General features: G+C 70.3%; 12 protein-coding genes. 5 read left to right on the top strand and 7 right to left on the bottom strand.

Annotation, left to right across the window (positions count from 1 at the left end):
• Positions 1 to 45: 45 nt before the first annotated feature.
• The 3 genes from AB0J95_RS07830 to AB0J95_RS07820 are packed head-to-tail and all read left to right on the top strand — an operon-like array spanning position 46 to position 2,109.
• Positions 46 to 600, top strand: coding sequence for a dihydrofolate reductase family protein (locus AB0J95_RS07830; RefSeq protein ID WP_364753954.1), 555 nt, complete (start codon positions 46 to 48; stop codon positions 598 to 600).
• Between the two features lie 16 nt (positions 601 to 616).
• The gene (locus AB0J95_RS07825; protein WP_364753951.1) at positions 617 to 955 is read left to right on the top strand and encodes a YciI family protein; all 339 of its coding nucleotides are present in this window, start codon (positions 617 to 619) and stop codon (positions 953 to 955) included.
• Positions 955 to 2,109, top strand: coding sequence for a DUF6596 domain-containing protein (locus tag AB0J95_RS07820; RefSeq protein WP_364753949.1), 1,155 nt, complete (start codon positions 955 to 957; stop codon positions 2,107 to 2,109). Before AB0J95_RS07825 ends, AB0J95_RS07820 begins: the two co-directional genes overlap by 1 nt.
• Here AB0J95_RS07820 and AB0J95_RS07815 read toward each other — a convergent pair.
• Positions 2,096 to 4,723, bottom strand: coding sequence for a BTAD domain-containing putative transcriptional regulator (locus AB0J95_RS07815; RefSeq protein ID WP_364753946.1), 2,628 nt, complete (start codon positions 4,721 to 4,723; stop codon positions 2,096 to 2,098). The two genes, AB0J95_RS07820 and AB0J95_RS07815, sit on opposite strands and share 14 nt — an antisense overlap.
• Before the next feature lie 164 nt (positions 4,724 to 4,887).
• Positions 4,888 to 5,793: a pyridoxal 5'-phosphate synthase lyase subunit PdxS gene (pdxS, locus tag AB0J95_RS07810; RefSeq protein ID WP_037269761.1), complete on the bottom strand. Its 906-nt coding sequence runs from the start codon at positions 5,791 to 5,793 to the stop codon at positions 4,888 to 4,890.
• 287 nt (positions 5,794 to 6,080) lie between these two features.
• Between pdxS and AB0J95_RS07805 the strand changes: the two genes are divergently transcribed.
• Positions 6,081 to 8,201, top strand: coding sequence for an elongation factor G-like protein EF-G2 (locus tag AB0J95_RS07805; RefSeq protein WP_364753942.1), 2,121 nt, complete (start codon positions 6,081 to 6,083; stop codon positions 8,199 to 8,201).
• On the opposite strand, the gene AB0J95_RS07800 is transcribed toward AB0J95_RS07805, so the two are convergent.
• From AB0J95_RS07800 to AB0J95_RS07780, 5 genes are read right to left on the bottom strand one after another with little or no spacing between them, the layout of a single operon-like run.
• Positions 8,198 to 9,151 (bottom strand): NUDIX domain-containing protein, encoded by a 954-nt coding sequence (locus tag AB0J95_RS07800; RefSeq protein WP_364753940.1) that lies wholly within the window; start codon positions 9,149 to 9,151, stop codon positions 8,198 to 8,200. The two genes, AB0J95_RS07805 and AB0J95_RS07800, sit on opposite strands and share 4 nt — an antisense overlap.
• On the bottom strand, positions 9,151 to 10,281 hold the full coding sequence (locus AB0J95_RS07795) for a glycosyltransferase family 4 protein (protein WP_364753937.1): 1,131 nt from the start codon (positions 10,279 to 10,281) through the stop codon (positions 9,151 to 9,153). The genes AB0J95_RS07800 and AB0J95_RS07795 overlap by 1 nt, the downstream gene beginning before the upstream one ends.
• 13 nt (positions 10,282 to 10,294) lie before the next feature.
• Positions 10,295 to 11,203 (bottom strand): phosphatidylinositol mannoside acyltransferase, encoded by a 909-nt coding sequence (locus AB0J95_RS07790; protein ID WP_364753934.1) that lies wholly within the window; start codon positions 11,201 to 11,203, stop codon positions 10,295 to 10,297.
• The gene (gene pgsA / locus AB0J95_RS07785) at positions 11,200 to 11,814 is read right to left on the bottom strand and encodes a phosphatidylinositol phosphate synthase (protein WP_364753931.1); all 615 of its coding nucleotides are present in this window, start codon (positions 11,812 to 11,814) and stop codon (positions 11,200 to 11,202) included. The genes AB0J95_RS07790 and pgsA overlap by 4 nt, the downstream gene beginning before the upstream one ends.
• Positions 11,815 to 11,862: 48 nt before the next feature.
• The gene (locus AB0J95_RS07780; RefSeq protein WP_364753929.1) at positions 11,863 to 12,378 is read right to left on the bottom strand and encodes a MarR family transcriptional regulator; all 516 of its coding nucleotides are present in this window, start codon (positions 12,376 to 12,378) and stop codon (positions 11,863 to 11,865) included.
• Positions 12,379 to 12,476: 98 nt separating this feature from the next.
• On the opposite strand from AB0J95_RS07780, the gene AB0J95_RS07775 reads away from it, so the two are divergent.
• Positions 12,477 to 13,022, top strand: coding sequence for a YceI family protein (locus AB0J95_RS07775; RefSeq protein ID WP_364753926.1), 546 nt, complete (start codon positions 12,477 to 12,479; stop codon positions 13,020 to 13,022).
• Positions 13,023 to 13,569: the final 547 nt, after the last annotated feature.

Below are 13,569 nucleotides of genomic sequence, written 5' to 3'. Positions count from 1 at the left end.
GGGGTCCCCGTTCGTCACCTGGGCGAACCGAGCAAGGAGGCAGTCATGGGACAGGTCATCGTGATGCAGTTCAGCACTCTCGACGGCGTGATCGAGGACCCGAGCGGAGCCGAGGGCACCGCGAACGGCGGGTGGGCGTTCCGGTACGGGCCGGAGGCGGTCGCGGGCGACAAGTTCGTGCTCGGCCCGATCCTGGACACCGGCCTGATGCTGCTCGGCCGGACGACCTGGGAGATGTTCGCCCGGATCTGGCCGTCGCGGACCGACGAGTTCTCGCGGAAGATGAACGCCATCCCCAAGCTCGTCGCGTCCCGGTCGCTGACCGACGTGTCGGCGTGGGCGAACTCGTCGCTGCTGCAGGAGGAACTCGTCGATGTGGTCGCCAAGCGCAAGGAGCACCAGGACATCGTGATCACCGGCAGCGCGAGCGTCGTGGCCGGGCTGCGTGCCCACGACCTGGTGGACCAGTACCGTCTGATGATCTTCCCGATCGTGCTCGGCGAGGGCCGGAAGCTGTTCGAGCGGCCACTGGACCTGCGGCTCGCTTCGGCGGAGCAGGTCGGCCAGGCCGTCCGTGTCGTCTACAACCGTGCTGTCTGAAGGGAACGTCGCACCGATGAGGTACGCGCTGCTGATCAACGAGAACCCCGGGGCCTACATCGGCTTCACCGACGAGGACCGCAAGGCCGTGTCCGCCGAGTACGTCGCGCTGCGGGCGGACAGCCACATCATCGGCGGCGAGCAGCTGCAGCCGCCGACGACGGCGACGACCGTGCGGATGAAGGACGGTGAGCTCCTGCTCACCGACGGGCCGTTCGCCGACACCAAGGAGATCTTCGGCGGTTACTACCTGGTCGAGGCGGACGACCTGGACACCGCGCTGCAGCTCGCGGGCCGGATCCCGGCCGTGCGGCTCGGCGGGTCGGTCGAGGTGCGCCCGTTGGTGGACCTGTAGTGCTCGACGAGGTGTTTCGCGACCAGTGGGCGCGGGTGGTCGCGTCCCTGGTCGGCTCGCTGCGCGATGTCGACCTCGCTGAGGAGGCCGCGCAGGAGGCGTTCGCGCTCGCGGCGGAACGGTGGCCGCGCGACGGGATGCCGGACAACCCGGCCGGGTGGCTGGTGGTGACCGGCCGCAACCGCGCGATCGACCGGATCCGCCGGGAGCGCACCCTGGCCGAGAAGACGAAGTTGCTGCCCATGCCCGACCAAGCCGAGATCGTGCCGACGAGCTTCCCGGACGAACGCCTGGAGCTCGTGTTCATGTGCTGTCACCCGGCGCTGGCGGCCGAGGCGCAGGTCGCGTTGACCCTGCGGTCGCTGGGCGGGCTGGACAGCGCCGAGATCGCGCGGGCCTTCCTGGTCTCCGACGAGACGATGAAACGGCGGCTGACCAGGGCGCGGACCAAGATCAAGGTGGCCGGGATCCCGTTCGCCCTGCCGCCCGACCACGACCTGCCGACCAGGCTGAACACCGTGCTCGCGGTGCTGTACCTGATCTTCAACCAGGGCTACGGCGACGGCCGTGCGGACCTCGCGGCCGAGGCGATCCGGCTGACCAGGATGCTCGTGACGTTGATGCCCGACGAGCCGGAAGTGCTGGCGCTGCTGGCTTTGATGCTGCTGCACGACTCACGCCGGGACGCCCGTACCAGCGACGGCGAGATCGTCCTGCTCGCCGACCAGGACCGGGCACTGTGGAACGCCGGGCAGATCGCCGAGGGGCAGGCGCTCCTGGACCGGGCGACCGCGATGGGTGCGCGCGGCCAGTACGCCGTCCAGGCGGCGATCGCCTCGCTGCAGACCGATCCGGAGATCGACTGGGCCGGTGTTTCCGCTCTGTACCAAAGGTTGCGCGAGCTGACCGGGTCGCCGGTTGTCGATTTGAACCGCGCGGTCGCGGTCGCCGAGACCGATGGGCCGGCCGCCGCTTTGTCCCTTGTGGACAGTCTGGATCTGGCCGGGTACCGGTACTTCCACTCCACCCGCGCCGAACTGCTGCGACGTCTCGGCGACACGGTCGAAGCGCGCAAGGCTTACGAACGTGCGCTGGAGTTGTCCACGACCGAGTCCGAGCGCCGCTTCCTCACCCGCAGGCTCAGCGAGCTGTGAGCGTGCCCAGCAAACGCGCGCACTTGGCCTCACCGGCGCCGTTTCCGGTGTGGACGTACTGGATGGACGCGTTGATCAGCGTGTTGCGGGCGGCCTCGTGGTCGCCCAGCGACGCGTAAGCCTGTCCCAGCAACAACCTCGCGTTCGCGGTGCACCGCTCGTCGCGGATCGTGCTGAGCATCTCCATCGCCTTCGTCAGGCATCGCAACGCCGACGGCACGTCGTCCCGCTTGAGGTGCAGCTGAGCCTGCGCCTGCAGGACGCTGGCCATGCGGTGGCCGTCGCCGAGGGTGCCGCAGTCGCGCAGAGCGGCGTCCAGCCAGGACTCCGCCTCGCCGGGCCGGTCGAGGTTCAGGCAGCAGATCGCCAGGCCGCAGCGGGCCTGGATGGCGCCTTGCCGGTCACCGGCCCGGGTCAGCAGGTCCAGGGCCTGACGGCCCACCACCAGGCCCTGCTCGTACTGGTTGCGTTCCCGGTGGACCGCGGCGGTGGCCGCGATCGCCCGGGCCACGCCAGGCAGGTCGCCGATTCGTTCGCTGATCGAGCGGGACTCGGTCAACACGGCCATTGCCCGGTCGAGGTCGTCCCAGTAGATCCACAGCTGGCCGATCCCGCGCAGCAGGGCCGCCACACCGCGGTCCTCCCCCGCCGCCCGGGCAGCCGGCAAAGCCCTTTGGTAGCAACGGAACCAGTCACCGCGCAGGCCCCGGTGGTCGAAATACCCAGCGGTCACCACCGCGATCTCCCACGCCATGGCCCCCATGCCCAACTCGGCGGCGAGGTCCACGGCCGCGCTCAGGCCCACGTGTTCCCGCTCGAACCACGCGTACGGGTCACCGATCTCAACCGGGACCGGGTATCTCGGCGCGTCACCGGGAGCAGGGCGCAGCAGGCTGCCGGGCAGCTTCGCGGCGGCCTGCTCGGCCAGCCACAGCCAGGCGCCGAGGAGCCTGGTCGCGCCCGGATCGCGTTCCGAGGGAAGCGCCTTCTCCTGGGCGAACGACCGCAGCAGGTCGTGCAGCCGGTAGCGGCCGGGCGCGACCCGCTGAACCATGTGACACCGGGCCAGGTCGTCCAGCAGGCCGTCGGCCGGGCCGTCGAGCAGCACCTCGGCCACCCACGAGCCGAAGTCCACCCCGGCCAGCAAGCCGAGCCGCCGGAACAGCGTCTCGTGCCGTGGACCCAGAAGTCCGTGCGCGAACAAGAAAGCCGCGCGAACGGCACCGTCCTCCGTGTACTCCTGCGCCAAGGACCGGGCCGGGTCGGCGTCCGGCCGGTCGGCGAGCCGGCCCGCGACGATCACCGCCGCTAGCGGAATCCCCTGACAGAGTTCGAGAACGTCGTTGCTGGCGGCACACCCCTTGCGGGCGAACAGTTCCTGGATGTCCTCAGTGGACATCGGGCCGAGCGGGTAGTTCGGCAGGCCGTCGATCGGCCGCCGGGCGGTGATGATCACCGCGCTGCGGGACTGCCTGGGCAGCAGGCGCGAGACCTGCCGGCGGTCAACGGCATCGTCCAGCACCAACAGCACGCGTCGGCTGGACATCATGTCCTGGAACAGTTCCGCGCATTCCCCGACCCCCGCCGGAAGCATGTCGGCGGGCACGTCCAGGGCCTGCAGGCAGTGCGAGAGCGCGGCGAGGGTGGTCATCGGCTCGGTTCCGGTGGCCCGCAACCGGACGAGGATGGTGCCGTCCGGGTAGTCGCCCTTGACCCGGTGCGCGACCCGGATGGCCAGCAGCGACTTGCCGACACCGCCGCTCGCGGTCACCACCTGCACCGGGAACGACGCCAGCCGCCGGGTCAGCTCGGTCTGTTCCGCCTGCCGCCCAACGAAATCCGCCGGCACCGGCGGCAACTGCGCCGGGACCCCGGGACGGCGCCAGGTCGAGTAGCTCGACGGTCGCAGACCCGGTTCGGCGCGCAGGATCCCGCAGTGCAGCGCCCGCATCTCCGGTGACGGCGGCACACCCAGCTCGTCGCGCAGCACCTCGTACCAGTCCCGGTACGCCCGCAGCGCCTCGGGAATCCGGCCGCACCGGGCCAGCGCGGTCATCAGGTGCGAGCGGAGCTGCTCGCGGAACGGGTTGGCGGCGATCAGGTCCGGCAGCTCGGCGGCGACCGCGTCGCACCGGCGCAGCTCCAGATCGGCGGCCATCCGGTCGCCGATCGCGGCCAGCCGTTGCTCTTCCCACTGGCCAGCGGCCTGGCGCGCGGCGGGTACGGGCACATCGGCGAGCGCGGGCCCACGCCAGAGCGCCAGCGCATCGGCCAGCTTTCCGGCACCCGCCTCGGCCCAGCCCTCGTCGACCAGCCGCCGCGCCTCGGCGACCTGACCGGCGAACACATCGACGTCCAGCACCGCGCCGGGCGCGCGGAGGACATAACCGCTGCCCTCGGTCCGGATCAGCGGTTCCGGCAACGCCCGGCGCAGCTGGGACACCAGTCCCTGGATCTTGACCTTCGCCGTGGCGGGCGGCGTGTCCGCCCAGAGCTCGCTCGCGATCCGGTCCCGCGTCACCGGCTCACCCCGGGCCAGCAGCAACACCGCGAACACCGACTTCGCCTGCGGAGTCCCCAGCGGAACCTCCGCACCCCGCCAGCTCACCCGCACGGGCCCGAGCACCTCAAATGCCCACTCCGAGCCGCCCACTCGCGTCCCCTGCCCCACCCCCCACAGTCGGACGGTCACAGGGTGGCACAAGGGAATTGCAGTTTTCTTGCAGACGAGAGCGGGGGCGACGGCCGCAACCGTCGCCCCCGCCGCGGGAAAGTGCCTTACCAGCCGCGCTCGGCGAGGCGGTGCGGCTGCGGGATCTCGTCGACGTTGATGCCGACCATGGCCTCGCCCAGACCGCGGGAGACCTTGGCGATCACGTCGGGGTCGTCGTGGAACGTGGTGGCCTTGACGATGGCCTCGGCCCGCTGCGCGGGGTTGCCGGACTTGAAGATGCCCGAGCCGACGAACACGCCCTCGGCGCCCAGCTGCATCATCATCGCGGCGTCCGCGGGGGTGGCGATGCCACCGGCGGTGAACAGCACGACCGGCAGTTTGCCGAGCTCGGCGACCTCCTTGACCAGCTCGTACGGGGCCTGCAGCTCCTTGGCGGCCACGAACAGCTCGTCCTCCGGCAGGTTCTGCAGCCGGCGGATCTCCTGGCGGATCTTGCGCATGTGGGTGGTCGCGTTGGACACGTCACCGGTGCCGGCCTCGCCCTTGGAGCGGATCATCGCCGCGCCCTCGGTGATCCGGCGCAGCGCCTCGCCGAGGTTGGTCGCGCCGCAGACGAAGGGCACGGTGAACTGCCACTTGTCGATGTGGTTGGCGTAGTCGGCCGGGGTGAGCACCTCGGACTCGTCGATGTAGTCCACGCCCAGCGACTGCAGCACCTGAGCCTCGACGAAGTGGCCGATCCGGGCCTTGGCCATCACCGGGATGGACACCGCGGCGATGATGCCGTCGATCATGTCCGGGTCGCTCATCCGGGAGACGCCGCCCTGCGCGCGGATGTCGGCGGGCACGCGCTCGAGGGCCATCACGGCGACCGCACCGGCGTCCTCGGCGATCTTGGCCTGCTCAGGGGTGACCACGTCCATGATCACGCCGCCCTTGAGCATCTCGGCCATACCGCGTTTCACGCGGGCGGTCCCGGTCTGCGGGACGGATTCCGGGCTGGTGGTCACGGCTGTCGTCTCCTTACACGTCACAACGGGTTCACCTCCGATGTTACGGCGGACGTGGCCGCCCAGGACGGTCCACTCTCGGGTGATAACAGGAGGCCACTTCCGATAAAACCCCTGCGTATGACCCCTATCACGACAACCGGCCACGACCGGCCACTCGGAGTGACGGGGTTACTACCACCGGATGCGAACCGGCCCGCGGGGTTGTCCCCGACCTGCGAACGGGTGTGAGATCGAGCACATTGTGTCCTGCGTCTGAACACAGACTGTGCGGGAGGTTGATGGCCATGGCGCAAAAGACCGCCGAAAACCCAGAAGCCGGAGCCGCGGTCGCTGTAGACGACCCCGCCAAAGTGCGGAACGTCGTCCTGGTGGGCCCGTCCGGCTCCGGCAAGACAACCCTGACAGAAGCCCTGCTCACCGTGTCCGGAGTGCTCACCCGCGCCGGTTCGGTGACCGAGGGGACAACAGTGTGCGACCACGACCCTGCGGCGGTGCGCCAGCAGCGGTCAGTCGGTCTGTCGGTCGCGCCGCTGATGCACGACGGAGTGAAGATCAACTTGATCGACACCCCCGGGTACGCCGACTTCGTGGGCGAGCTGCGCGCGGGCCTGCGTGCCGCGGACGCCGCTCTCTTCGTGGTCTGCGCGGCCGAGGGCGTGGACGCCGCGACCATCGCGGTGTGGGAGGAATGCGCCGCCGTCGGCATGCCGCGCGCGGTGGTCGTCGCACGCCTTGACCACCAGCGGGCCGACGCGATGGCCGAGATCGCCGCCTGCCAGCAGGCTTTCGGGGCCGGTGTGCTGCCGCTGTACCTGCCGACCGAGAACGGCCTGGTCGGGCTGATCACCCAGCGGTTCTACGACTACTCCGGCGGCTACCCGCCCGTCATGGGCGAGCCGGCCCAGGCCGACCTGGACCGGATGAACGACGCCCGCAACGAGCTGATCGAGGGGATCATCGCCGAGAGCGAGGACGAGACCCTGATGGACCGCTACCTCGCCGGGGAGGACCTGGACGCCGACGAGCTGATCGCCGACCTGGAGAAGGCGGTCGCCCGCGGGTCGTTCCACCCGGTGATCCCGGTCTGCTCGACCTCCGGCATCGGCCTGGCCGAGGTCCTCGACGGCATCAAGCGCGCGTTCCCGTCCCCGCTGGAGCACCCGCTGCCCGCCGTCACCGACCCGCACGGCAAGGCGCTGCCCGCGATCACCGCCGACCCCGACGGCCCGCTGGCCGCCGAGGTGGTCCGCACCGCGGTCGACTCCTACGTCGGGCGCGTGTCGCTCGTCCGGGTGTTCTCCGGCACGTTGCGGCCGGAACGACCGGTGCACGTGTCCGGGCACGGCATGGCCGAACGCGGGCACGAGGACCACGACGTCGACGAGCGGGTCGCGCACATCTACTCGCCGCTGGGCGCGAACCTGCGCGAGGTGCCGTACTGCGTGGCGGGCGATCTGTGCGCGTTGACCAAGGTGGGCTCGGCCGAGACCGGCGACACCATCTCGGCGCCGGAGAACCCGGTGCTGATGGCGCCGTGGCGGATGCCCGAACCGTTGCTGCCGGTGGCGGTGGTCGCCAAGACCCGCAGCGACGAGGACACCATGGCGCGCAACCTGGCCCGCCTGGTCGCCGGTGACCCGACGCTGCGGCTGGAACGCAACGCCGAGACGCACCAGCTGGTGTTGTGGTGCATGGGCGAGGCGCACGCGGACGTCGTGCTGGCGCGGCTGCGCTCCGGCGGTGCCGAGGTGGACACCGAACCGGTGAAGGTGGCGTTGCGGGAGACCTTCGCGGGCGCGGCCAAGGGCCACGGCCGGCACGTGAAGCAGTCCGGCGGGCATGGCCAGTACGCGGTGTGCGACATCGAGGTGGAACCGTTGCCGCGCGGCTCCGGGTTCCAGTTCGTGGACAAGATCGTCGGCGGCGCGATCCCGAACCAGTTCATCCCGAGCGTGGAGAAGGGCGTGCGGGCGCAGCTGGAACGCGGGCTGCAGGCCGGTTACCCGGTGGTGGACATCAAGGTCACGCTGGTGGACGGCAAGGCGCACAGCGTCGACTCGTCCGACGCGGCCTTCCAGACCGCCGGCTCGATCGCGCTCAAGGAGGCCGCCGCGAACGGGCGGATCAGCCTGCTCGAACCGGTCGACTCGGTGATCGTGCGGCTGCCCGACGACCACCTGGGCACCGTGCTGGGCGACCTGTCCAGCCGCCGCGGCCGGGTGCTGGGCACCGAGGCGGACAGCTCACCGGGCTACAGCGTGATCAAGGCGGAGGTCCCGTCCACACAGCTGATCCGGTACGCGATCGACCTGCGGTCGCTGTCCTCCGGCTCGGCCACGTTCACCCGCGAGTTCAGCCGGTTCGACCCGCTCCCGTCGAACCTCGTCGACCAGGTCGCGCACTAGCGCACGGTCCGGACCTCGCCGTCCCACCCGGCCAACAGGGTGGGCAGCAGTTCCGGCAGCTGGACCGGGTAGACGACATCACTGGTGGCGCGGAGGTCCTCCGCGCTCCACCAGCGGTGCCCGTCGATGGTGTCCAGCTCGATCTGGGTGAAGCCGGTCGTGTCGATGTCCGTGCGGGTGGTCCGGGCCAGGAAGAACCACTCCTCGGCGTCGTAGCTGCGGCCGTCGAAGCTGAAGGCCGCCCGGCGCCGCCACACCGGGCCGGTCAGCTGATCGTCGGGCAGGTCCAGGCCGGTTTCTTCGAGGAGTTCGCGCCTCGCCGCGGCGCGGAGCTCCTCGTCGCGCTCGACACCGCCGCCCGCGGTGAACCAGTACGACTTGCCGTCGTCGTGACCGTGGAACAGCAGCAGCCGGTGGGCCTCGTCCAGCAACAGGATCCGGGCCGCGGTCCGCCAGACCGGGGCGACCTCACCGGTCAGCTCGGGTTCGGCGATCTCGAAGTACTCCGGCAGCGGTGCGGTGCCCGCGAGCCTCAGCCAGCGGACCATCCGCCTTCGCCGTTGCGCCAATGCGTCCCGGATGGCGTCGTTGTGCACGCGCCGGGCGATCACCACGCGCTGCTCCGCGTCGATCAGCTCGGCCAGCAGGGCCAGCGGCAGCTTGGCTCGTTCCACCGCGGCCAGTTCGCGGCTCAGCTCGTTCTCGGCGGCCTCGCGGTCCACGCGCGGGGTTCGTTCGGCGTGGTCGGCGACCTCGCGCAGCGAGGCGGGCGCATCTCCTGTCGCCGCAACGGCTCTGGCCACGACAGCGCGCCGGGCGAGGGCCGCGTCGAGGGCTGCCCAAGCGGCGTCCTTGCGGACGTGCAAGCGGTCCAGGCGGTTGGCGGTCGCGATCATCCAGGCCACGAGCAGCAGCAGGACGACCGCTCCGACGATGACGAGCGCGGTCATCACAACGCCTCGCTGACGTGCCTGGGATCGGCCGCGATCGCGGCCTCATAGACCCGGACCACCTGACCGGCCACCACGGACCAGTCGAACATGGCGACCCGGCGGCTGCCTTCGGCGGCGAGCGTGGCTCGTTTCGCCGGGTCGGTCAGCACCCGGAACAGCGCCTCGGCCAGCGCGGTCGGGTCGCCCACAGGGGTGAGGGCGCCCGCTGTGGCGTCGTCCAGTACCCGCCGGAACGCGTCCAGATCGCTTGCCACGACCGGGGTTCCGGCCGCCATGGCCTCGAGCAGGATCACACCGAAGCTCTCGCCGCCGGTGTTCGGTGCGCAGTAGACGTCCACACTGGACAGTGCGCGCGCCTTGGTCTCGTCGTCGACCTGGCCGAGCAGGTCGATCCGGTCGGCCAGCGCCGGACCGGCCTCCCGCCTGAGGTCGTCGGCGTCGCCGCGGCCGACCACCAGCAGCCGCAGGTCCGGCAGCCGGGTGATCAGCTGGCGCAACGCGGCGAGCAGGACCGGCATGCCCTTGCGGGGTTCGGTGAACCGGCCGACGAACCCGATCGTCGGGGCCTGCCGCGGGTACCCGTCCAGCGGCTTGGCCTCGGCGAAGAACCGCACGTCCACGCCGTTGGGCACCTGCACCGCGTCCCCGCCGAGGTGCTCCACCTGCACGCGGCGGGCCAGCGCGGACACCGCGATCCGGGCGGTGATCTTCTCCATGAACGGCTGCAGCACGATCTGGAACGCGTTGAGCGCCCGGGACTTCGTGGTCGACGTGTGATATGTCGCCACGATCGGGCCGTCGGCGATCATCAGCGCCAGCAGCGACAGGCTGGGCGCGGCCGGCTCGTGCAGGTGGATCACGTCGAAGTCGTGGTCCCGGATCCAGCGCCGGACCCGGGCGTAGGACACCGGTCCGAACGAAAGCCGGGCCACCGAGCCGTTGTACGGGATGCTGACCGCGCGGCCGGCGGGCTGGACGAAGTCGGGCAGCGGGGTGTCCTCGTCGGCCGGGGCGAGCACGTCCACCTCGTGCCCCAGCGCGCGCAGCGCCCGTGCGAGATCGACGACGTGCGCCTGCACTCCTCCGGGGACCTCGAAGGAGTACGGGCACACAATCCCGATTCTCATCTGGCCGCGATCCTCACCCGGTCCTCAGCGCTTCCCGCCTGGCCTCCGGAAGGTCGGCGAGCCACAGTTTCTGCAGCATGTGCCAGTCCTGCGGGTGGGCCGCGATGTCCGCCGCGTAGGTGTCCGCGAGCTTCTGGGTGGCCGCGTTGGTGTCCGAGCGGTTCTCCACCAGCTGCGGCGAGTGGAACCGCACACCCCAGCCGTTCTCGGTGAAGAGGTTGTCCACCACGCACAAAGTGGCGCCGGTGCTGGCCGCGAGGCGCGCGGGACCGGCGGGCATCCGGGTCTCCTCGCCGAAGAACGTGACCGGCACCCCCATCCGGGTCAGGTCCCGGTCGGCGACCAGGCAGATGACCCGGTTCTGCCGCAGCCGCTCGACCATCACCCGATACGGTGAGGTCACACCGCCGGTCAGCGGCAGCACCTCGAAGCCGAGCGACTCCCGGTAGGCCAGGAACCGTTTGTAGAGCGACTCCGGCTTGAGGCGTTCGGCGACAGTGGTGAAGCCGCCGTAGTTCTGGCTGACCCAGATGCCGGAGACGTCGAAGTTCCCGGTGTGCGGCAGCGCGACGACCACGCCGTTGCCGCGCTCCAGGCCCGCGTCGATGACGTCCTTGCCGACGGCGGTCTCGTCGACCTGGGCGGCGATGGACTTGGCGTTCATCGACGGCAGCCGGAAGGTCTCCTTCCAGTACCGCGAGTACGACCGCAGCCCGTCGCGGACCAGATGGTCGAGCTGCTCCTCGGACGCGTCCGGCACGACCCGCCGCAGGTTGCGGCGCAGCTGCTGGACCCCGCCGCCGTTGCGCCGGGTGGCCAGGTCGGCGCCGAACCGGAAGGCGTTCGTCGCGAGGCCCTCGGGCAGCCCGCGCACCAGCCCCCAGCCCGCCGCGTAGGCCGAGTCCACCAGCCGTTCTTTCATGCCGTCTCCTGTTGTGCCGACTGCCACACCGCGTACAGCCGCTGGCCGACCGTGATCACCGAGAGCACCGCGAGCAGCCACAATGCCACGTGCAGGGCATAGGGCACGCCGAAACCCACCAGTCCGGTCCCCACCAGGGTGATGATCAGCCGTTCCGCACGTTCGACGATACCGACGTCGGCGTGCAGGCCGGACGCCTCCGCGCGGGCCTTGATGTACGAGATGACCTGGCCGCTGACCAGGCAGATCAGCGCGGCGGCGGTCAGCGTGTCGTTCTGCGCGACCACCGCGCACCACCAGGCCACGCTGGCGCCGAGCACGCCGTCGGCGATCCGGTCGCAGCTGGAGTCCAGCACGCCGCCGAACTTGGTGCCGTTGCCGCCCTTGGCCCGGGCCATGGCGCCGTCGAGCAGGTCGAGCATGGCGAAACCCCAGACCACGAACGTGCCGGTGAGCAGCTCGTTGTGCGGGAAGAACCAGACCGAGCCGGCCACCGCACCGAGCGTGCCGATGACCGTCATCGCGTTGGGCGTCAGTCCGATGCGCACCAGCCAGGCGCCGATCGGGTCGGTCACGCGCGAGACCGAGGCACGGGCGAAGATGTTCAGCATGAGGTCTCGGCGGGCACCTGATCACTAGGAGTGGGGGCGCCGAGAAGCCTAACCGCTGGCCCGCGCGCTCCTGAACTCCGCCTCGAGCTCGGTCTTGGCGCTGTCACACTCCGGGGTCAGGCCCTTGATGATCGCGGCGCTGATCTGCTCCAGCTGGTCCTGCTGTTCGGGGGTGAGCACGTCGAACAGGTGGCGGCGGACGGTGTTCACGTGGTCGGGCGCGGCCTTCTCCAGCACGGCGAACCCGGCGTCGGTCAGCTCGGCGAACTGGCCGCGTTTGTCGCTCTCACATGCGCGGCGCTTGACCCACCCGGCCTCCTCGAGCCGGGACACAGCGTGGCTGAGGCGGCTGCGTGACGATCGGCACATCGCGGCCAGCTCGGACATCCGCAGCGAGCGGCCGGGCATCTCGGAGAGCACGGCGAGGATCTCGAAGTAGGCCAGCGGCATGCCGGAGTCGCGCTGCATCTGGCGGTCGAGGTTTTCCATGAAGGACCCGGTGGCGGTGAGGAACCCACGCCACACGGCCTGTTCGCGGGAGTCGAGCCACCTGGCCTGTGTCATGAGATCTATCGTACCCCATAGTTGAACTCTCAACTTCACCGCGCTATGGTCTGCATCAGAAGTTGAAGATTCAACGAGACCTACGGAGAAGGATAGTCATGAGCGCCCCCACGATCAACATCCCCGGCTACGCCACCGGCACCTGGACCATCGACCCGATCCACTCGGACGTCTCGTTCATCGTCCGCCACCTCGGTGTCTCCAAGGTCCGCGGCCAGTTCAACACCTTCACCGGCGAGATCGTGACCCACGAGGACGTGTTGAGCTCGTCCGTGACGGCGACCATCGACGCGGCCTCCTTCCACACCCGCCAGGAGCAGCGCGACAGCCACGTCCGCGGCGAGGACTTCCTGCACGTCGAGGAGTACCCCGAGCTGACCTTCACCTCCACGGGCGTGCGCCACGACGGTGAGCAGTTCCTGCTGGACGGCAACCTGACGATCCGCGGCGTCACCAAGCCCGTGACCCTCAACCTGGAGATCAACGGCTTCGGCGACATCAACGGCGACAAGGTCCTGGGCATCTCCGCCTCGACCGAGATCAGCCGCAAGGACTTCGGCGTCTCCGGCGGCGCCGCCGGCGCCATGGTCAGCGACAAGATCCAGATCCTGCTGGAGATCGAAGCCAAGCGCCAGAACGCCTGACCCCTTCCGCGCCACACCTCTTCCGCGCCGCCCTCTTTCGCGGCGCTGAAGCCCCCGGGGGCCGCCTCAGGTGGCCCCCGGCTTTCACCCCGCCCCACCCCTCTCCCCTCCCGCGTGTCCCCCTTTCCTCCGCCGTGTGTCCCCCTTTCCTCCCGGGCGTGTCCCCCCTTCCTCCGGGGTGTGTCCCTCGTTGCTCCGGGGGCGCCGTTCGGCTCTGGCCACGGGTGGCTATGTGGGCTGGGGCGCGGTTCGGTTTGACATGGGTCCCGTCGGCGGCCCTACGGCAGGGAAAGCGGCAGGTCCACACTGGGGCGTGGCTTCAAGGCCGGGCTCGATCGCGGCTGGCCCTCAACCTGCCGCGCGGCGAGCTTAGGGCCGCCGCCACCCATGTAAAACCGAACCGCGCTCAGCGCTCACCACGGCCGCCATTGCCCTGCGTGTCCCACATTCGTCGCCGGTGTGTCCCACGTTGGTGGGTGTGCCGGACGAACGGAGAACTCACCCCGGAGGAAGGGGGGACACGCGGGGGAGGAAAGGGGGACACGCC

The organism is Actinocrispum sp. NPDC049592 (assembly GCF_040675465.1).
Lineage (GTDB): Bacteria > Actinomycetota > Actinomycetes > Mycobacteriales > Pseudonocardiaceae > Kibdelosporangium.
The sequence above is the reverse complement of the archived record's forward strand: the minus strand, read 5'-3'. Positions and strand labels throughout refer to the sequence as shown.